The organism is Thioalkalivibrio sp. (assembly GCF_041685615.1).
Taxonomy (GTDB): domain Bacteria; phylum Pseudomonadota; class Gammaproteobacteria; order Ectothiorhodospirales; family Ectothiorhodospiraceae; genus Thioalkalivibrio.
The window spans coordinates 16,919-36,863 of sequence record NZ_JAWLFK010000026.1 but is presented as its reverse complement, the minus strand read 5'-3'; the positions used below and the strand labels follow the sequence as shown (position 1 = coordinate 36,863).

The 19,945-nt window shown below is 67.8% G+C and carries 17 protein-coding genes; 5 read left to right on the top strand and 12 right to left on the bottom strand.

Annotated features, from left to right (window positions below):
• Positions 1-377 precede the first annotated feature (377 nt).
• Complete coding sequence (locus tag ACESLR_RS07090; RefSeq protein ID WP_373025079.1) at positions 378-1,673, bottom strand: FCSD flavin-binding domain-containing protein; 1,296 nt, start codon at positions 1,671-1,673, stop codon at positions 378-380.
• 17 nt (positions 1,674-1,690) lie between these two features.
• Complete coding sequence (locus tag ACESLR_RS07085; protein WP_373025078.1) at positions 1,691-2,005, bottom strand: c-type cytochrome; 315 nt, start codon at positions 2,003-2,005, stop codon at positions 1,691-1,693.
• Positions 2,006-2,229: 224 nt separating this feature from the next.
• On the opposite strand from ACESLR_RS07085, the gene ACESLR_RS07080 reads away from it, so the two are divergent.
• Entirely contained in the window at positions 2,230-2,538 is a 309-nt protein-coding gene (locus ACESLR_RS07080; protein ID WP_081644495.1) for a PilZ domain-containing protein, read from the top strand.
• Positions 2,539-2,566: 28 nt separating this feature from the next.
• Here ACESLR_RS07080 and ACESLR_RS07075 read toward each other — a convergent pair whose 3' ends face one another.
• Positions 2,567-2,959, bottom strand: coding sequence for a DUF3775 domain-containing protein (locus ACESLR_RS07075; RefSeq protein ID WP_373025077.1), 393 nt, complete (start codon positions 2,957-2,959; stop codon positions 2,567-2,569).
• A 9-nt stretch (positions 2,960-2,968) separates the two neighbouring features.
• Positions 2,969-3,280 carry a DUF2288 domain-containing protein gene (locus ACESLR_RS07070; RefSeq protein WP_373025076.1) on the bottom strand — a complete coding sequence of 104 codons (312 nt, stop codon included), beginning with the start codon at positions 3,278-3,280 and terminating at the stop codon, positions 2,969-2,971.
• Positions 3,281-3,375: 95 nt separating this feature from the next.
• On the opposite strand from ACESLR_RS07070, the gene ACESLR_RS07065 reads away from it, so the two are divergent.
• From ACESLR_RS07065 to ACESLR_RS07055, 3 genes are read left to right on the top strand one after another with little or no spacing between them, the layout of a single operon-like run.
• Complete coding sequence (locus tag ACESLR_RS07065; RefSeq protein WP_373025075.1) at positions 3,376-3,705, top strand: PepSY domain-containing protein; 330 nt, start codon at positions 3,376-3,378, stop codon at positions 3,703-3,705.
• Complete coding sequence (locus ACESLR_RS07060) at positions 3,702-4,418, top strand: response regulator (RefSeq protein ID WP_373066906.1); 717 nt, start codon at positions 3,702-3,704, stop codon at positions 4,416-4,418. Before ACESLR_RS07065 ends, ACESLR_RS07060 begins: the two co-directional genes overlap by 4 nt.
• A gap of 25 nt (positions 4,419-4,443) precedes the next feature.
• Positions 4,444-5,778 carry a sensor histidine kinase gene (locus tag ACESLR_RS07055; protein ID WP_373025073.1) on the top strand — a complete coding sequence of 445 codons (1,335 nt, stop codon included), beginning with the start codon at positions 4,444-4,446 and terminating at the stop codon, positions 5,776-5,778.
• A gap of 92 nt (positions 5,779-5,870) precedes the next feature.
• Here ACESLR_RS07055 and ACESLR_RS07050 read toward each other — a convergent pair whose 3' ends face one another.
• The 8 genes from ACESLR_RS07050 to ACESLR_RS07015 all read right to left on the bottom strand — a co-directional run bounded on the left by ACESLR_RS07050 (position 5,871) and on the right by ACESLR_RS07015 (position 19,011).
• Entirely contained in the window at positions 5,871-7,127 is a 1,257-nt protein-coding gene (locus ACESLR_RS07050; RefSeq protein WP_373054544.1) for an FAD-dependent oxidoreductase, read from the bottom strand.
• Between the two features lie 25 nt (positions 7,128-7,152).
• On the bottom strand, positions 7,153-11,094 hold the full coding sequence (hrpA, locus tag ACESLR_RS07045; RefSeq protein WP_373066902.1) for an ATP-dependent RNA helicase HrpA: 3,942 nt from the start codon (positions 11,092-11,094) through the stop codon (positions 7,153-7,155).
• A gap of 2 nt (positions 11,095-11,096) precedes the next feature.
• The gene (locus tag ACESLR_RS07040) at positions 11,097-11,681 is read right to left on the bottom strand and encodes an SPOR domain-containing protein (RefSeq protein WP_373025070.1); all 585 of its coding nucleotides are present in this window, start codon (positions 11,679-11,681) and stop codon (positions 11,097-11,099) included.
• Between the two features lie 3 nt (positions 11,682-11,684).
• Positions 11,685-13,448, bottom strand: coding sequence for an arginine--tRNA ligase (gene argS / locus ACESLR_RS07035; protein ID WP_373025069.1), 1,764 nt, complete (start codon positions 13,446-13,448; stop codon positions 11,685-11,687).
• 88 nt (positions 13,449-13,536) lie between these two features.
• Complete coding sequence (locus ACESLR_RS07030; protein WP_373025068.1) at positions 13,537-15,741, bottom strand: primosomal protein N'; 2,205 nt, start codon at positions 15,739-15,741, stop codon at positions 13,537-13,539.
• A gap of 443 nt (positions 15,742-16,184) precedes the next feature.
• Positions 16,185-17,573 carry an NAD(P)(+) transhydrogenase (Re/Si-specific) subunit beta gene (locus ACESLR_RS07025; RefSeq protein WP_373025067.1) on the bottom strand — a complete coding sequence of 463 codons (1,389 nt, stop codon included), beginning with the start codon at positions 17,571-17,573 and terminating at the stop codon, positions 16,185-16,187.
• Positions 17,570-17,881: an NAD(P) transhydrogenase subunit alpha gene (locus tag ACESLR_RS07020; RefSeq protein WP_017942675.1), complete on the bottom strand. Its 312-nt coding sequence runs from the start codon at positions 17,879-17,881 to the stop codon at positions 17,570-17,572. The genes ACESLR_RS07025 and ACESLR_RS07020 overlap by 4 nt, the downstream gene beginning before the upstream one ends.
• Positions 17,878-19,011, bottom strand: a complete 1,134-nt coding sequence (locus ACESLR_RS07015) for an NAD(P) transhydrogenase subunit alpha (protein ID WP_373025066.1) — start codon at positions 19,009-19,011, stop codon at positions 17,878-17,880. Before ACESLR_RS07015 ends, ACESLR_RS07020 begins: the two co-directional genes overlap by 4 nt.
• Before the next feature lie 335 nt (positions 19,012-19,346).
• Between ACESLR_RS07015 and ACESLR_RS07010 the strand changes: the two genes are divergently transcribed.
• Positions 19,347-19,928 (top strand): HNH endonuclease, encoded by a 582-nt coding sequence (locus ACESLR_RS07010; protein ID WP_024327763.1) that lies wholly within the window; start codon positions 19,347-19,349, stop codon positions 19,926-19,928.
• Positions 19,929-19,945: the final 17 nt, after the last annotated feature.

Sequence of the window (19,945 nt, the reverse complement as noted above, 5' to 3'; positions counted from 1 at the left end):
CGCCAGTTGGGCCTGGAACTGACAACCAAATCCGCTTGAGAAGAGCCCAATTAAAAACAATAAAACAATGACTTAAAAACTGTTTCATGGGAGCACACGGGGACACGCAGGAGAGAAAAGCGCCTGACAGGAAGATTAGAAGACGCGAAGAAAGGCAAGGCTATTGGCCTTGGGTCCAGATCGATCTGGTAAGCGTTCACCCGTCGGTCGGGTCTGGGGCTCACGACCAGCGGCAAAACAATCTGTTTTTCTTCCGCTCTTCCATCCTTCCTGTTAACCGATCTTGACCTTGCATTTCCTCGCGCGCTTCGTGGTGAGCAAAAAAAACGGCGCCCGGAGGCGCCGTTCGAGTGTGTTCCGTATTGGAACGCCCGGGTTTATCCCCAGATATCCTTGGTGATGCCGGCGTACCAGGCCCGGGTGTATTCCGCCTCGCGGCGGCGGAAGCTGGAACTGGCACCCGACGGACTGACACCGCCGGCACCGTCGACCCCTGCCTGTGCACCATCCTTGTACTGATAGACCGCGGCCACGCTAATGGCGTGATCCGGGGTGACCAGGCTGTAGCAGGTGTTGGCGGAGGAGGGGTTAATCGGCTCCTGACCCGAGACCTCGCGCACAATGGCGGCGGCCACGATCTTGCCCTGGTTGTTGGCCGAGTGGCCGGACTTCGGCATGGCGCCCGCCACGCTGGCGTCGCCCAGGACGTAGATGTTGTCGTCCATCTCCGACTTGAAGGTCAGCTGGTCCACCGGCACCCAGCCTTCGTCGTTGGTCAGGCCCACGTCATGGGCGATCTGACCCGCACGCTGGGCCGGGATGAAGTTCAGCACGTCGGCACGGACACGCTCGAAGCCACTGTCGGCCAGCACGGTCATGTTGTCGACGTCGATCTCCTCGGCGCGACCGCCCTCGGAACCGGCCCGCCACTCGATCATGTCACCGTAGTGTTCGGCCCAGCCTTCCTCGAACAGGCCCTGTTTGGAGAAGCCATCCTTCGGGTCGAGGATGATGATCTTGGAGCGCGGTTTTTCCTCCTTGAAGTAGTTCGCGACCAGCGATACCCGTTCGTACGGCCCTGGCGGGCAGCGGAACGGGTTGGGCGGGGCGACCATGACGAATACGCCGCCGTTCGGCATGTCGCGCAGCTGGGAGCGCAGCAACTCGGTCTGCGAGCCGGCCTTCCAGGCGTGCGGGATCCGGTCGGCATCGGACTCGGAGATGCCCGGCATGTTGTCGTAGCGGAAGTCGATGCCCGGTGACATGACGAGCTTGTCGTAGCTTACGCTGTCGCCATCGCTCAGGCGCACGCTGCGGGCATCGGCATCGACCGCGGTGACCCGGTCCTCGATGATCTCGATGCCGTAGTCGTCCCGCAGGGTGTCGTAGCCGTGGGCGATGTCGTCCATGCCGGCGAGGCCGCCGATCACCCAGTTACTGCCGTAGCAGGTGTAGTAGGTGGCGTTCGGTTCGATCAGTGTGACCCGCATGTTCGGCGAGAACTGCTTGATGTACTTTGCGGCGGTGGCGCCGCCGGAGCCGCCGCCGACGACCACCACATGGGCCTTGTCGGACCCGGTCGTGGCGTTGGTGGCGCAGCCGATACCAGTGAAGGCCGCGGCGCTGCTGATGCCGGCGACCTTCAGGAAATTGCGTCGAGTAAAGTCTTGCATGATTGGATTCCCCCTGATCAGAAGCGGCTGAAGTAGCCGGCCATCGCTTCGATTTCCTCGTCGGTGTAGCCCTTGGCGTGACGATCCATGATCGTCGCGTCGCGGTCTCCGTCGCGGAATGCTTTCATCTGATCCTCGATGACATCAGCGGGAATGCGACTCAGGTCCGGCATGCCCTCTTCGGCACCGGCGGCGTTGTGACAGGCCGTGCAGGAGGCGGCCATCAGCTGGCCCCGGGTGATTTCGTCGTCCTCGGCGAAGGCCTGGGTAGCAGTGCCCGCCATCACCAGTGAGGCGGCGAGCCCCACCAGATAAAAATGCGATTTCTTCATTGGAACGGACTCCTCCGTTAGAAGTGGCTTTTGCGAGCGACAGCTGTGACGTACTGCCTTCATCCTTTGGCCCGGTGTGATGATCCGGGTTGTGATTCGCGCCATCGGGTTCGAGCCCGATAGTTGCGCCTGATCGCGAAAACGAACGATCATGCAGGTCGTATAGCACATACAAATCGCCTTTTCGATACATTGCAAAGGCAACTGCGGTCAGGAGGAGTGCCATGACAGGGGAACGACGTCGTCATCCACGGATCCCGATGACGGTCGAGGTTGTGGCCGAGTGCGAGAGCGGGGACAAGGTCACCCTTACCACCAACGACATTTCCGGCGGCGGGGCCTTCCTGGAGTGGGACGATCCGGAAAACGCCTGCGTGGGGCACCTGATGAAGCTCGCCTCGGACGACGAGTTGATGCTGCAGGTGTTCGGGGTACTCGGCGATGGCGGCGAAGCGCCTCGGGTGAAGGCCCAGGTGGTGCGGGTGATGGATGGCGGCATCGCCGTGCGTTTCGACCCCGAGGAACTGGAATAGGCAGGCGACTGCCCCGGCGGCGCGCGCGTTACGACTCGCGCTCGATCTGTTCCAGGCCAGCGGCCCATTCGTCGGCGATCTGCGGATTGGTCAGCAACCAGTGCACGGTGTCCGCGCTCCAGTCGTCGCGGGCCTCCTGCAGCGCCGCATCCCAGTCCGTGACTGCGTAATCCCCGCGCCCGACTCCGCTGAGCGCCTGCAGCTCCGCCTGCTGTTCGGGGCCCAGGTCGCGCAGCGTGCACTCGATTTCCTGCAGGGTCAGGTCGCTGGCGTGGTCGGCCAGCACCTGCAGGGCCCAGTCATCGTCGCTGCCCTCGGCCCCGGTGTCGGGGAAGACCACATCCTCCTTGGCGTGGAACTCCCGTGCGGCCTGGATCAGCCGCTCCATGGTCTCGCCGGCGATGCCAAGGGAGACGGGCATCGTCGGGGACTAGTGGGACGGAGTCCGTTCCTGGGCGAGAACCCAGGGCGCGGCCACGATGGCGGTGAAGACGGGATCGTTCGCGGCCCAGCGGCGGGCATCGTCGTCCGAGGCCCGCGCGACCTGATCGTTGGCCAGCCATTCGCTCACCTGGTGGGTGGCGTCATCGCGGAAGGCGCGGGCCACCTCGATCAGGTCCAGTTCCGGCGCTACGCGGATCACCACGCCGCGGGCAAAATGCGGCATGAGTTCCTTCCACGGCAATGGGCCGGCTTCTTCTTCCAGCGGGATTTCGGGTTGTTCGGCAGGGGCGTCGTGCATGACGGTTCCGCTCGGTTTCAGATATCGTTCAGGCTAGGCCGATACCCTTGCATCTTCAAGACCTTTCCACGCAAATGCCCGGAGGATGCGCCGACATGCGACCCACGCCGGATCTGCAGCCCGGACACCGCGTGCGGCGCATGACGTGGCCCCGCACGGGCCCCGTGCTGGTGCTGGCAATGTTCCTGTTTGTCGCGCTCCCGGCCCAGGGCCAGTTCAATACCGACGACCCCGAAGCCGCCGTCTGGGATCTGGACGAGGCGGTGGCTCAGATCGAGGCGCATTATCCCGGCCGGGTACTGCACGCCCGCGAGGACGTGAGCCGGTACGGGGCGCGCCTGTTCGTGATCCGTATCCTGACCAACGACCAGCAAGTGCGTACCCTGCGCATCGAGGAAGGTACCGAAGTGGAGCTCCCGGAATGAATTTGCGCGTGGTACTGATCGAGGACGACGTCGCCCTGCGCAACCAGATCGGCGAGGAACTGGAGCGTAGCGGCTGTCGCGTGGATACCGCCTCGGATGGCGAGACCGGGCTGTATCTGCTGACCGAGTATCATTGCGATATCGCCGTGGTGGATCTCGGGCTGCCGGGCATGGACGGGCTCGACGTGATTCGCCAGGCGCGCGAGTCGAAGCCGCGGCTGCCCATCCTGATCCTGACCGCCCGCGATCGCTGGCAAGACAAGGTCGAGGGCCTGGAAGCCGGCGCCGATGATTACCTGGCCAAGCCGTTCCATATCCAGGAGCTCCTGGCCCGGCTGCGCGCCCTGGCACGGCGCAGCCTGCAGTCCGGCCATGAGCGCCTCTACTTCGGTCCGCTGGTGATCGACACCGCCGGGGACGAGGTCTGGCTGAACGGTGAACCGGTGACCCTGACCACGTTCGAGTACCGTCTGTTGATGACCCTGGTGCGTCAGCCCGGCCGGGTGCTCAGCAAGGACGCGCTGGCGGACTACCTTTACGATCACGACGAAGACCGCGAGAGCAACGTGATCGAGGTGCTCATCGGGCGACTGCGGCGCAAGCTGGATGCCGACGGCAGCCTGGGCCTGATCGAGACGCTGCGCGGGCGCGGCTACCGTTTCGCCCGCGAACCCGACGCCGCGCCGGACCACGAGTCGGACACCCCCCGATGACCCGCCGCGAGGCTGCCCGGCCCGCATGAGAGCGGTCCTGCGCCAGCTGCGCGGCAGCCTGGTCCTGCGCCTGGCAGGGGTCACGGCAGTCACCGTCCTGATCTTCTCTCTGCTGACGGCCTGGGTGCTGGAGGCGGCCTTCCGTGAGAACGCCGCGGATGCGGTGGAAACCCGGCTGGAGGCCCAGGTCCTGTTGTTGATGGGACTGGCCGATGTCATCGGGCCGGCCGATGTCCATGTCCCCGAGATGCTCCCGGAGAGTCGCCTGCAGCTTCCGGTTAGTGGCCTCTATGCCCGCATCCTCGGCGAGGAGGGCCAGACCCTGTGGCGTTCGCCGTCGGCCGTCGGGGTTTCGCTGCGCGACTGGTCGGAGGACGAGTACTTCAGCTTCAGCCTGCCGGTGCAGTGGGAGCTGGAAGGGGACCAGGTGGGCCTCACCTTCCAGATACTGGAGGACCGCGAGGCCTTCGACGAACAGGTCGAGCAGTACCGCACCAGCCTGTGGCAGGGGCTGGGCGCGATGACCCTGTCGATGATCCTGGTGCTGTCCCTGGCGTTGTGGTTCTGGGGGCTGCGCCCGCTACGCCAGGTCAGGCGTGACCTGGACGCCCTGCGCCACGGCGATCATGCCTGGCTGGCCGGGGACTACCCCACGGAGGTTCGCGCCCTGACCGGCAGCATCAACGACCTGGTCGAGTTCGAGCGCGCGCGCCTGGCGCGCCAGCAGAATGCACTGGCGGACCTGGCCCACAGCCTGAAGACCCCGATCTCCGCCCTGCGCCTGAATCTCGGGAGTACCCGCCCGGACACCGACGACATGCAGCGCCAGGTGGACCGGTTGCAGGGTATCGTCCAGCACCAGCTGAATCAGGCCCAGCGCCTCGGCCCGGCTCCGTTCCAGGCCGCCGAGCCGCTGGCCCCGATTATCGAGCGCACGGGGCAGGCGCTGGGCCGGCTCGCGGCCCAGCAGGGGGTGGACCTGGAGACCGATCTGGCCCCGGGCTGTGCCCTGCGCATGGACAGCGGCGCGATCTTCGAGCTCCTGGGCAACACCCTGGACAACGCCATTCGCCATGCCACCACGCGGGTACGCGTGACCACCCGGTGCCAGCCAGGCGAGGTGACGCTGATCGTTGACGATGACGGCCCCGGCATTCCGCCGGCGGACCGCGCCCGGGTGCTGGAGCGTGGCCAGCGCGCGGATACCCGCGGCGGCCAGAATGACGGCCCCGGCGAGGGGCAGGGCCTGGGACTCAGCATCATCCACACGCTGGTCACGGACCACGGCGGGACGCTGTTCATCGAACAGGCCCCGGAGCTCCATGGCGCGCGCATCCGCATGGTGTTCTCCGCGGCCTGAAGACAGTGCGGACGGAGTCGGGGCTCTCCCTTGATGCGTTTCGCTGTGCTCAACGCATCGACCAGGGCTGTCGCGCCCCAAACGGTTGGAAATCAGAGCGTCAGGCCGTCCAGCGGCATCGCCGGGGGCTCGTCGAGCACGCTGTCGCGCACCAGCGCGGCGGCGCCGCAGGCGAAGGTCCAGCCGAGGTGGCCGGAGCCCGTGTTGAGGTAAAGCCCCGGCACCGCGGTGGGTCCGAGGATCGGGGTCCCGCGCGCGCTCATCGGACGCAGGCCGGTCCACGGCGCCATTGCCCCGGCGTCGAAGGCCTGGGGCAGGCCCGTCAGCGTGCGCCGGCACTGATCCAGTACGTTGGCCGCGCGCGCGGTGTTCAGATGGCGGTCGCGGCCGGCGAATTCCGCGGTGCCGGCCAGGCGCAGTCGGTGCCCCAGCGGGGTCATTACGACCTTGTTGGCATCGTCGATGATTGGCAGGTTGAGGTGGCAGTCGGGATTCATCGGCAGGGTTAGCGAGTAGCCCTTCACCGGTGCCACCGGAAGGCGCAGGCCCAGCGGGCGGAGCAGGTCGGGGGCGTGATAGCCGTTGGCCACCACACAGGCATCCGCCGCGATGGGCCCCTCGGAGGTCTCCACCGCGTTGATCCGGCCCTGGTGGGTGCGCAGGCGCCGGACCGTGACGTTCGGGTAGTAACGGATACCGCGGCGCTGGCCGATCGTCAGCAGCTGCTCGGTGAACCGGGCGGCGTCACCGATGGCATCACCCGGGAAGAACAGCCCGCCGCACAGGCGTTCGCGCACCGGCGCCAGCGCCGGTTCCTCGGCGACGATGCGCTCCACGTCCCAGTCCTCGAAGCGGACGTCTTCGTCGCGCATTGACGCGCTGGCCGCGCGATTGTGAGCCTGGCTGGCGGGGTCCTGGAAGAGCTTCAGGATGCCGCAGCGGCGAAAGTCGAACGCCAGCCCCTCCGAGGCCAGTTCCCCTTGCAGGCGATCGATCTCCCTGAGTGAAAAGGCGGCCAGGCGCGCATTCAGGCGGGTGTGCTGCTCGAACAGCGATCGGCGGCTGTGCCACAGGAAACGCAGGCCCCACCCGGTCAGCCCTGGCAGGGCGCGCGGGCGCAGCAGCAGCGGCGATTCCGTGTGGCCCAGAAAGCGCAGAAGGTCCAGGCCCACGCCGGGCGTGTTCCAGGGTTCCGCGTGGCTGGCGTGGAGCATGCCACCGTTGGCCTGGCTGGAGCCGGTCGCCGGGCCGGGGCCGGCATCGACCAGCACCACCTCGGCTCCGGCCTCCTGCAGGTACCAGGCGGTGGTGACGCCGATCACTCCGGCCCCGATTACGACTACGCGCATCCGTTGCTTCCCCTATCAAAACGATTCATGTGCCACTGGCCAGTCGTTGGATCAGTGTCGCGTGTTCGCGTTCCAGGCGTTTGGGGGAGACTTTCTCGCGCGTGCCCAGCTCCTGGGCGAACTGCGAGACACGGAACTCCTCGATACGGTAGCGAAAGGCCAGGACATCCGGATGGTCCGGTGCACGTTCGACCAGCTCCTGCGCCTGCTGCCACAGCGGTTCCACGGCGACGCGCCGGGCGCGGTCCTTGTCCGGGGCTTGAGTCAGGCGCTCCAGGCGTTTCTCGATCGCCTCCAGATAGCGCGGTAGCTCCGGCAGCACGTCGTGCGGGATGCGCAGCAGGAAATCGGTCGGCACCAGGGCGTCGAGTTGTCCGCGGATATCGCGCGCGGCCTCGATCCAGGACAGGGGCAGGTCGCCCTGCAGCCGCGTGCGCAGGTCGTGCCAGCGGCACAGGATCCCGGCTGTCAGGCGCGAGAGTTCCATTACGGTGGGCGAGAACGCGGGCAGGGCTTCGTCCAGCCGCCGGGCGAAGGCGTCGGCGTCACGCGGCCAGGGCTCGGTCAGGAACACGCGGTCGCCGGCCGCCTCCAGGATCTGGTCACGCAGGGCCTCGCAGCTGCCCAGCGTCGAGTAGTTCAGGCAGGCGCGTTCGATCTCCGGGAGCTGGCGGCGCAGGTCGCGCGCGGTCTTGCGTGCGCCGAGCAGGAACAACCGGCGCAGGCCCGCGCGGTGGGCACGTTCGGCCTTCGCGGGGTCGGGTTCCAGCTCCAGCGAGACGGAGTCGCCGCGGTCGACCAGGATCGGGAAGGCGCGCAGTTGCGCCCCCTGGTGGTCGAACTCGACATTCTCAGGCAGGGCGCCGAAGTCCCATTCGGTGATGCCCTCGCGGGTGACCTCGTCGGGGCGGCTGGCGTCGAAGTGCGCCTCGGCGCTGTCGCCCAGTTGGCGCTTGAGCGCGGCCAGGTCGCGGCCGCTGGCCTGCTCGTGGCCCTCCGGGGCGAGGATGCGAAAGCGCATGACCAGGTGCGGCTCCAGGGTCTCCGGACGCCAGGCCTCTAGCGGGATCTCGGTGCCGGTCATGGCGCGCAGGGCCTCGGCCAGGGCCGGGATCAACGGGCCCTGGCGCTGCTCGATGCGGGCCAGGGCGGCCTGGGCGAAGTCCGGGGCGGGCACGAACTGGCGGCGCAGGCTCTTGGGCAGGCTGCGCAGCAGCGCGGTCACGCGTTCTTCCAGCAGCCCCGGCACCAGCCAGTCGCCCAGCCAGTCGGGCACCGCGTTCAGCGCGGCAATGGGAATGGTCACGGTCACGCCGTCGTCCGGCTGGCCGGGCTCGAAGCGGTAGGCCAGTGGCAGGCGCAGGCCCTCGATCTCCAGGTGGTCGGGATAGGCCCCCAGGGGGAGCGCGGTGTCCGGCTCGTTCATTAGCTCTGCACGGTCGATCCGCAGGGCGTCGGGGTGCTTCTTCTCGGCCTTGCGCGCCCAGGTCTCGAAGCTCGTGCCGTCGGTGATCTCGGCCGGCAGGCGGGCATCGTAGAAATCGAACAGCCGGTCCTCCTCTACCAGCAGGTCACGGCGGCGGCCGCGCGCCTCCTGTTCGGCGATCTCGGCGACCGCGTCGCGGTTGGCCTGTACGCCGCTGGAACGCGTGCGCAGCTCGCCGCCGACCAGGCCCTCGCGGATCAGGATGCGCCGCGCCTCGGCCGGATCGTGCTTGGCGAAGTCCACTGGCTTCTTCGGTGCCACGACCAGGCCGTACAGGGTGATGCGGTCGAAGGCCCCGACGCGCCCGCTGCGGCGCTGAAAATGCGGCTCGAAGATGTGGTGCTTGAGCAGGTGCGGGGCGGCGGCCAGGATCCAGTCGGGTTCGATGCGCGCGTTGTCGCGGGCGTAGACGCGGGTGGTCTCGGCGATCTCCGCGCTCATCACCCAGGCCGGTTTCTTCTTCGCCAGGACCGAGCCGGGGTGGATCTGGAAACGGCGGTTGCGTGCGCCGAGGTAGTCGCCGCGTTCGGTCTTCTGCCCGACCTGGCTGACCAGTCCGGTCAGCAGTGCACGGTGCACGGGTTCGGCGTCGGCTGACTGGTGGTTCGGCTTCAGGTTCATCTCGCGGGCCAGGCGAAGGAGCTGCACGCGCAGTTCCTGCCACTCGCGCATGCGCAGGAAGTTCAGGAAGTGCTCGCGGCACCAGCGCTTCAGGGCACTGGACCCGAGGTCCTCGCGGGCGGTGTGCCAGGCGTCCCAGAGCCGCAGCATGCCCATGAAGTCGGAGCCCTCGACCTGGAATTCGCGGTGGGCCTGGTCCGCCGCCTGGGTGGCCTCGGCCGGGCGCTCGCGCGGGTCCTGCAGCGACAGGAAGGCGGCGATGGTCGCGGTCTCGGTGACGCAGCCATGGTCGGTTCCGGCCAGCAACATTGCGCCATGGCGCGGGTCGATGGGCATGCGCGCCAGCTGACGGCCGCGCGGCGTGATGCGTCCGCGCGCGTCCACCGCGCCCAGCTCCTCCAGCAGGCGATAGCCGTCCTTGACCAGGCGCGGGTCGGGCGGGTCGACGAACGGGAACTGCCGCGGCTGGCCGAGTTTCAGCGCGGCCATCTGCAGGATCACCGACGCGAGGTTGGAGCGCTGGATCTCCGGGTCGGTGAACGGCGGGCGCAGGTTGTAGTCGTCCTCCGAGAACAGCCGGATGCAAATGCCGGGGCCCAGGCGACCGCAGCGCCCGGCGCGCTGGTCGCAGGCGGCTTGCGAGATCGGCTCCAGGCTGAGGCGCTGCACCCGCGAGCGCCAGGAATAGCGCGAGACGCGGGCTAGCCCCGAGTCGATCACGAAGCGGATTCCGGGCACGGTCAGAGCGGTCTCGGCGACGTTGGTCGCGAGCACGATGCGCCGCCCGGCGTGGGACTGGAACACGCGCGCCTGCTCGCGCGCGGACAGGCGCGCGTACAGCGCCAGGACCTCGGTGTCGGCGCGTACCTGGCCGCGCAGGGCCTTGTGGGCGTCGCGGATCTCGCGCTCGCCGGGCAGGAACACCAGGATGTCGCCGGGGCCGGCGCGTTCGCATTCCGCCACCGCGTCGCGGATGCCGTCGAACAGGTCGCGTTCGCCGCGTTCTGTGGATTCGTCCTCGCCGGTGTCTTCGGGCTCGATCGGGCGGTAGCGCAGTTCGACCGGGTAGGTGCGCCCGGCCACGGTCAGGATCGGGGCGTCGTCAAAGAACCGGGACAGCCGCTCCGGATCCAGCGTTGCCGAGGTGATGATGATGCGCAGCTCGGGGCGCTTGTGTGACAGGCGCTTGAGCACGCCCATCAGGAAGTCGATGTTCAGGCTGCGTTCGTGCGCCTCGTCGACGATCAGCGTGTCGTAGGCGCGCAGGTCCGGGTCGTGCGCCAGTTCCGCCAGCAGCATGCCGTCGGTCATCAGCTTGACCCAGTTGTTCGGCCCGGTCTGGTCGGCGAAGCGCACTTTGAAGCCGACTGTGGAATCGCGGTCGCCGCCCAGCGTGGTGCCCAGTTCCTCTGCGATGCGGCTGGCCACCGAGCGCGCAGCGATGCGACGTGGCTGGGTATGGCCGATCAGCCCCGTCTCGCCGCGCCCGGCCTCCAGGCACAGCTTGGGCAGCTGGGTGGTCTTGCCGGAGCCGGTCTCGCCGCACAGCACCAGAACCGGGTGCTCGCGGATGGCGGCGACGATGCGTTCGCGCTCGGCATGGATGGGCAGGTCGCCGGCGTAGACGGGCTGCGGGCGCAGGCGGGTGCGCTCGTCGTTGCCTGCCTGGGGGCCGGCTCCCTCGGTGGTAGCCAGGCGCTCGGCGAGGGTGCGGGCCATGCGGTCGAACGGCTGCCCGCGCTTCTGGCGCTGGCGGGCCCGGCGCAGCAGGTCGGCGAGGTCTTTGCGTTCGCGGCCGGCGGGCAGCACCTCGATGCGGGCCGCGAGGGCATCGAGATCCGGTGCGGGGGCCGGTGTCACGCTCAGCCCTGGTAGCGCAGGCGCAGGGCCTCGATGTTCTCCGTGCGCAGGCGCTCGAGCGCCTGGCGCACGCGGTCCTCGTCGCTGAACGGGCCGAGGTAGACGCGGTACCAGGTCTCGCCCTGGATCTCGACCTCGTGCACCTGCGGATCGAGGCCGAGCAGGGTCAGGCGGGCCTTCATCTCGTCGGCCTGGGCAAAGCGTTGGAACGAGCCGGTCTGCAGGATGACCGGCTCCCCCTCGTCGGGTGATGCCGCCGGGGGTATGGAAGGGGTGGGGGTGTCACGACCGGAATCCGGCACCCGGATCTCGTCCTCCGGAAGCAGTTCGTAGTAGCGGAACCGGGGTTCGTCGTCCGACGGGACGGTCTCGCGTTCCACGGGGGCCGGGGTCGGGGCGGCGGTCTCGGTCGCCGGGTCGCCGAACAGCGCGCCCAGATCCGGCGAGCGGTCGGCGCCCTGCAGGTACAGCACGGCGGCAATGCCCAGTCCGATCAGCAGACCGATCACCATCCATGCCCAGCCGGGAATCGGCCGCGAGGCCTTCCGCGGGGTGGACTTGCGACGGGTCTTGCGTGCCTGGGCCATGGTCTACATCCGTTCCGGGGCGGTTACGCCCAGCAGACGCAGGCCATTGTGCAGGACCTGCTTGGCGCCGGTCAGCAGCGCGAGGCGTGCCCCGATCACGGCGCCATCCTCCGCGTTCAGGAAGGGCACGGCGTTGTAGTAGGCATGGAAGCCGGCGGCCAGCTCGCGCAGGTACTGGGCGATCTGGTGCGGTTCGCAGGCCTCGGCCGCCGCCGCGATCACCTCGGGGAAGCGGTCCAGGCGATCCAGCAGGTCGTCTTCCTGCGGCTCGGTCAGACGCGTGCTCAGGCCTTCCGCGTCGGCCGCGGCCGGGGCGTGCCCGCGCTCGGCGGCGGTGCGCAGCACGCTGGCGATGCGCGCGTGGGCGTACTGGATGTAGTACATCGGGTTGTCGTTGGACTGCGACTTGGCGAGGTCGAGGTCGAAGTCCAGGTGCTGGTCGCAGCGGCGCTGGACGTAGAAGAAGCGCGCGGCATCCGAGCCGACCTCGTCGCGCAGCTCGCGCAGGGTGACGAACTGCCCGGCACGGGTGGACATCGGCAGGCGCTCGCCACTGCGGTAGAGGATCGCGAACTGCACCAGCAGCACGTCGAGGCGGTCGGCCTCCAGGCCCAGGGCCTGCAGGGCAGCGCGCACGCGCGGGACGTAGCCGTGGTGGTCGGCGCCCCAGATGTTGATGACGCGCTCGAAGCCGCGCTGGAATTTCTCGCGGTGGTAGGCGATGTCGGAGGCGAAGTAGGTGTAGTCGCCGTTCTCGCGGCGCACCACGCGGTCCTTGTCGTCGCCGTAGTCGGTCGAACGGAACCACAGGGCCCCGTCCTGCTCGTACAGCGCGCCGCGCGCCTGAAGATCCTCCACCACGGCGTCGATCGCGCCGGAGTCGGCCAGGCTGCGTTCGGAGAACCAGCACTGATACTCCACACCGAAATCGCGCAGGTCGTTGCGGATATCGTCGAGGATCGCGTTCAGGCCGCAGTCGAATACCTCGCGGTAGAGCGTCTCGCCCAGCAGTTCGCGGGCGCGGGCGATCACGGCGTCGATGAAGACCTCCTTGTCGCCGCCGTCGGGTTCGTCCGCCGGGAGGCCGCGGGTGACGGCCTCGGCCGGGTGCACCGCCTTGTCGCCGATCTGCGCGGTCAGGGTGTCGGCGACCGGGTAGATGTAGTCGCCCCGGTAGCCATTGGCGGGGAACGGGACCAGGACCCCGTGTTGTTCCAGGTAACGCAGCCAGACGCTGGCGGCGAGGATGTTCATCTGCCGCCCCGCGTCGTTCACGTAGTACTCGCGGGTCACGTCGAAGCCGCAGAAGTCGAGCAGGTCGGCGACGGTGGCGCCGAAGGCCGCGCCGCGGCCGTGACCCACATGCAGCGGCCCGGTGGGGTTGGCGGAGACGAACTCCACCTGCACCGGGCGTCCGCCGCCCACGCTGGAGCGGCCGAAGTTGGTGCCCTGGGCGGCGACCCGGCCCAGCACCAGCGTGCGGGCATCCGCGGCCAGGCGGAAATTGATGAAACCGGGGCCGGCGATCTCGGTGGCGGCGAGGCCGGGCACCTCGGGCATGGCGGCGCACAGGGCCTCGGCCAGATCGCGCGGCTTCGATTTCGCCGGGCGTGCCAGTTGCATCGCGAGGTTGGCGGCGAAGTCGCCATGTTCGCGGTCGCGGGCACGCGTGACCTGTACTTCGACGCCGTGGTCGGCGGGTACGCGGCCATCGGCGACCAGGGTCTCCAGTGCGGCCGCGAGGGCCTCGGTCAGGGTGTCTTTCAAGAGGGGCTCGATCCGTGGTCTAAAAAGGGCCGCATTCTAACCCGGAAGCGCCGGGCGTGCCGCCCCGGTACGTTGATCGTGACCGGGGTCAGGCGAGCGAGACGGGGTCGATGTCGATGGCGATGCGGGTGCCGCGTGGAAGGTCGTCGGCCTGCCAGGCGTGGCGTGCCCGGGCCAGGCTCTCGTGCAGCGGATTGCGGCGGGTGGACTGTAGCAGGATTTGTTCACGGAAGCGGCGATTGACCCGGTGCCGCGGTGCGGGCGCCGGGCCGAGCACGCGCAGGCCTTCGGTGGCCGTATCGCGCAGGTGGGTGGCGATGCGCTCGGCATGCCGGCGGGTGGTTTCGGCATCGCCGGCCTCGACCCGGACCAGAGCCAGGTGGCCGTGGGGCGGCATCCCGGCGGCCTCGCGCTCCGCCAGCAGGGGCGCGACCATGGCCGGGTAGTCGGCGGCGTTCAGGCCGCGGATCAGGGGGTGGTCCGGGTGGCCGGTCTGCAACAGGACACGGCCGCCGCCGGAGCCACGCCCGGCGCGTCCGGCGGCCTGCACGATTAACTGGAGGGTGTTCTCGGTGGCGCGCAGGTCGACGCTGAACAGGCCCTGATCGACATCGATCACACCCACCAGGCCGACCTGCGGGAAGTCGTGGCCCTTGGCCAGCATCTGGGTGCCGACGACGATGGCGGCATTCAGCCGGCGGATGCGGTCCAGCGCCTCCTCCAGTGCGCCCTTGTGGCGGATGCTGTCGCGGTCCAGGCGGATCAGGGGAATGCCGGGGAAGTGCCGCGCCAGGGCCTGTTCCAGACGCTGCGTGCCGAGGCCGCGCTGAGCGAGCGGTTCGCCGCATTCCGGACAGCGTTCGGGCCGCGGTCCGTGGTGGCCGCACAGGTGACACACCGCGCGTGGGTTGTGGGCGTGGATGGTGAGCCGCGCATCGCAGTCCGGGCATTCGGCCACCCAGCCGCAGGCGTCGCAGGCCAGTACGCGGGCAAATCCGCGCCGGTTCAGCAGCAAAAAGCACTGGTGGCCGGCGGCCAGGGTCTGCTGCATGGCATCCAGAAGCGGAGCGGTCAGGCCTTCGTCCGGGGTGTGTACCCGGGTGTCGACGGTCTCGACAGTGGGCGGGTGAGTCCCGTCCGGGCGCGTGGTCAGGCGGGCGTGGCCGTAGCGCCCGGTGGTGGCGGCGTGCAGGGTCTCCAGGGTTGGCGTGGCCGAGCCCAGCACCACCGCGGCCTGTTCCAGCTGGCCGCGCTTGATGGCCAGGTCACGGGCGTTGTAACGGAACCCGTCCTGCTGCTTGAAGGCGCTGTCGTGTTCCTCGTCGACGATGATCAGGCCGAGGTCGGGCAGGGGCGTGAACAGTGCGGAACGGGTGCCGACCACGATGCGGCGCTGTCCCCGGCGGGCGGCTTCCCAGGCGCGCAGGCGCTCGCCCTCGGCCAGGCCGGAGTGGAGCAGCGCGACCTGGCCGGGGAATCGCTGCTGGATGCGCGCGCTGAGCTGTGGCGTCAGGGCGATCTCGGGGATCAGGAACAGGGCCGCGTGGCCGTGCGCCAGCACGCGTTCGGCCATCTGCAGGTAGACCTCGGTCTTGCCGCTGCCGGTCACGCCTTCCAGCAGCAGCGGTGCGCTGGTTCCCGACGCGAGGGCGTCTATGGCGGCTCGCTGGTCGGGGGTTAGTCTGTGGTCGCTGATATTCGGCGGAGGGGGTTGTTCGGGGTCGGGGGTGGTGGCCTCCAGCCAGCCGCGTTGCGCCAGGGCGTGCAGTTCGCGCGGGGCGAGCTGCAGCCCGGTGGCGGCGGCCAGCGTGGCGCGGTCCAGTGCCGCCGCGCCGTGTCCGTTTCCCAGTGCCCGGAGGACGGCCTGCTGGCGTCTTCCGCGCGCGTCGCCGTCGGCCAGCGCTCGGGCGCCCTCGGGGGTTTTGCGCCACAGCGTCTCCGGCGTGAGCGCCGGCAGCGGGTCCCCGTGACGGACGGCCGGGGGGAGTGCGCCCAGCAGCGCCTCGCCCAGGGGGTGATGGTAGTAGCGGGCGCCGAACTGCAGGAGTTCCAGCAGCCGGGGCCCCAGGAGCGGCTCGGCCTCGGGGGACTCGAGGAGGGCTCGCAGCCGGCCGGACGGTACCTCGCTGGTGGACGCCATTGCGACAACCAGCCCGATGGTCGTCCCGCGGCCGAAGGGCACACGGACGCGCTGCCCCGGTGCGAGCGACAGGGCGTCGGGGATGAGGTAGTCGAACAGCCGGTCCAGGGGGCGATCCAGCGCGATACGGGCGATTCGGGGCGCGGCAGGCATGCGCACAGTCTACTGTGTCGGACTTCGTGGAGGGGGGAGTGGCCGTCTTACCGCGGGTGGGGTTATCCACAAAAGCTGTGGATAACTCTGTGGGCGAAACGGTGAGGGTGGTCCTAAATGCTTGTTACTGCTGGGGCCGGCTTGGATTGGGCAAAAAGCGACCAGATGCTATTTATTTCGCATAAACAGATAGTTGCAGTTTTTATATGACACGAAGTGCATGCAATGTGTCCTAACCGGGGTGCGGGCGCGCCGCTTGTGGGCAGTTTGTACAGGGAGTGTATAGATTTCTGCTCCCGAGTTCTTTTTCGGGGGGCGTGTACCAAGCCGTGCCGCTTCCCCCGCGATGCGCGGTGAGCCAACAAAAAACCCGGCACCGCCACGCGGTTGGCCGGGTTTCGGTTGCGGGTCCCTTTGCGCTCCCCGCCGTTGGGTCGGGCCGACTAGCCGAGTGCCTTGACCGAGGCCACGAGTTCGGCGGCCACCTTCTGGCCGTCGCCGTACAGCATCTGGTTGTTGTCGGCGTAGAACAGGTGGTTCTCGATGCCCGAGAACCCGGAGCCCTTGCCGCGCTTGACGCAGATGACGTTCTTTGCCTCGTCGGCGTTGAGGATCGGCATGCCGTAGATCGGCGAATCCGGGTTGGTCCGGGCCACCGGGTTCACGACGTCGTTCGCGCCGATCACCATGGCGACATCCGCGGTCTTGAACTCTTCGTTGATCTCGTCGAGGTCGAAGATGATGTCGTAGGGCACCCCGGCTTCGGCGAGCAGCACGTTCATGTGCCCGGGCATGCGGCCCGCGACCGGGTGGATCGCGAATTTCACGTCCACGCCGCGCTTCTGCAGCAGCTGGGTGAATTCCCAGATCTTGTGCTGCGCCTGTGCCACGGCCATGCCGTAGCCCGGCACGATAATGACCTTCTCGGCGTAGGCCATCATGATCCCGGCGTCGTTGGCCTGGATCTCCTTCATGGTGCCTTCGATCGCTTCTTCGGCACCGCCGCCGCCACCACCGAACTGACTGAACAGGATGTTCTTGATCGGGCGGTTCATCGCCTTCGCCATCAACTGGGTGAGCAGAGTGCCGGCCGCCCCGACCACGATCCCGGCGATCATCAGGGCCGGGTTGTCGAGCACGATGCCCTTGAGCCCGACCGCGAGGCCAGTGAGGGCGTTGTACAGCGAGATGACCACCGGCATGTCGGCGCCGCCGATCGGAAGGGTCATCAGGATGCCGAAGGCCAGCGACAGGACGAAGAAGAGCAGTAGCGTGGCCGAGCCGATCTCGCCGCCGCTAGTCGCCAGCATGAAGCCGAGGATCACGGTGATGACAAAGATGGCGATATTCACCACCTGCTGGCCCGGGAAGTGGAAGGTCTTCTTCATCAGGCCCTGCAGCTTGGCGTAGGCCACCAGCGAGCCGGAGAAGGCGACCGATCCGATCAGCGAGCCGGTCGTGGCAATCGCCAGACCGGTGTTGCTGACGGTTTCCGGGGTGGCCTGCAGCAGGTAGATCGCGCCGATGCCGGCCGCGGCACCGCCGCCCATGCCGTTGTACAACGCGATCATCTGCGGCATGTCGGTCATGGCGACCTTCTTGCCGCTCCACCAGGCCAGGCCGCCACCGATGACGATACCCAGGATAATCAGGGTGTAGTTCACGCCCCCGGACACTTCCGGGTGCACGAAGGTCACGAGCGTGGCGATCACCATGCCCACGCCGGCCCAGATGATGCCCGGCCGCGCGGTGGTCGGCGAGGACATCTGCTTGAGGCCGACGATGAACAGTACCGCCGCCGCAAAATAGGCGAGGTTGATGATCATGCTCATGCGTTATCTCCCTTCTTGTCGTCCTTCTTGCTGGTCTTGAACATCTCCAGCATGCGTTCGGTGACGACATAGCCACCCACGGCGTTGCCCGCCGCCAGGATCACGGCGACAAAGCCGATGGCCTGTTCCAGCGGGGTGGTGGCATGGCCGAGCGCGACCATGGTCCCGACCAGCACGATGCCGTGGACGAAGTTGGAACCGGACATCAGCGGGGTGTGCAGGATGACCGGCACCTTGGAGATGATCTCGTAGCCGGTGAAGGCCGCGAGCATGAAGATGTACAGCGCGATAAAGCCTTCGATGATCATGAGTTCGCTCCCTTCAGGGCCTCGCGGGTGGCTTCGTGCACGATCTCACCGTCGCGGGTCAGCACGCTCTTGGCAATGACCTCGTCCTCCCAGTCGGGCTGGAACTCGCCGCCCTCGGCGATCATCGGCGTGAGGAAATTCAGCAGGTTCTTGGCGTACATCTCGGAGGCATGCAGCGGGACCTGCGAGGGCACGTTCAGCGGGGCATGGATGATCACGCCCTTTTGCCGGCTGGTCTTGCCCGGCTTGCTCAGTTCGCAGTTGCCGCCACCCTCGGCCGCCAGATCGATGATGACCGCGCCCGGCTTCATGCCCTCGACCATGTTCTTGGGGATCAGTTTCGGCGCGTCGCGGCCGGGGATCGCGGCGGTGGTGATCAGCACGTCCGCCTTCGAGATGAACTCGCCCAGCGCATCCTGCTGCTGTTGCTTCTCTTCCGCCGTCAGTTCGCGGGCGTAGCCGCCCTCGCCCTCGGCGGAGACGCCGAGATCGAGGAACTTCGCGCCCAGCGACTCGACCTGCTCCTTGGTGGCGGAGCGCACGTCATAGGCTTCCACCATCGCGCCCAGGCGCTTGGCCGTGGCGATCGCCTGCAGACCGGCCACGCCGGCACCGATCACGATCACCTTGGCCGGGCGGATGGTGCCGGCCGCGGTGGTCAGCATCGGGAAGAAGCGGCAGGACAGGTCGGAGCCCATGATCGCGCCCTTGTAGCCGACCACCGCGGCCTGCGAGGACAGCACGTCCATGCTCTGGGCGCGCGAGATGCGCGGGATCAGCTCCATCGCGAAGCTCAGGATCTTGCGCTCCTGCATTGCCTTGACCACGTCCGGGTTGCGGTGCGCGTGGAACAGGCTGACCACCGTCGAGCCTTCCGGCAACTGGTTGATCTCCTCGACCGTCGGCGGTGCCACGCGGACCATCAGGTCCGACTGGCCGTAGGCGGTCTCGGTGTCGACCACGGTGGCCTTGTCATAGGCCGCGTCCGGGAAATGGGCGTTGGAACCGGCACCCTTCTCCAGTTGCACGGTGATGCCCATATCGCTGAACTTGGCCGCTACCGACGGATCCAGGGCCACGCGGCGTTCGCCGCTGGCGGACTCCTTGGGAACGGATAATTTGATTGCCATGCGCTCTCTCCCCGGGCCAAGCATCCCCTATTCCCTGTGGGACGGTCAGCCGCGCTCGCGGGTGGTGAAATCGGATGCGGCCCGCACGAAACAGGCGAGCCGCACAAAAAACGACCCGCGAGTGTAGCGGATCCGGGCTCGTGCTTAAACCGTGTCCGCCGCTTGCGGCGGCTCGTTCCGATCGGGCGAGCGTACGATACCTCGGGTCATGGCGTTGTAATTGCTTTGTTCCCGAAGGCTGTTTATTGTTTTTCGGGTAAAAGTGAAGGGGGCATGGATTTGTTCACTCGCACCCCGCGTGAGCAAATCCGTGTTTCCTTGAGACGGGACGGGTCATGTTGCCGAACGAGCATCAGGTCCTGCGCACGGATGCCGCGGGCATGCCGCTGGAGTGGATCGGCCTGGAGCAGGCCGTGCGCCTCTACTATACCGAGCAGGTGGCCTACACCTGTGGCAGTCCGCTTTATCGCATGCGCGGCGGCGTCAACGCCCGCACCGGGTTGCGGTCCAGGGTCGAGGTCAATTCGATCATCGCCACCCACGGCACCCGCCAGTCCCGCTTCAACGACTACATTCCCCCGCTCAACAACACCACCCTGTTCCGCAGAGACGCCCACCTCTGTCTCTACTGCGGCCATTCATTCGCGGAACGCGACCTGTCCCGGGACCATGTGACGCCGATCAGCCAGCATGGCGAGGACACCTGGACCAACGTGGTCACCGCCTGCAAGCGCTGCAACAATCACAAGGCCGGGTTCACGCCGGAAGAGGCGGGGATGCAACTGCTCGCCATCCCGTTCACCCCCACCCACGCGGAATACATCTTCCTCAAGGGCAAGCGGGTGCTGGCGGACCAGATGGAATTCCTGCAGGCACACTTCCCGCGTACCAGCCCGTTGCGGGGGCGTAGCGTCTGATCCGTCCCGGGCGCGCG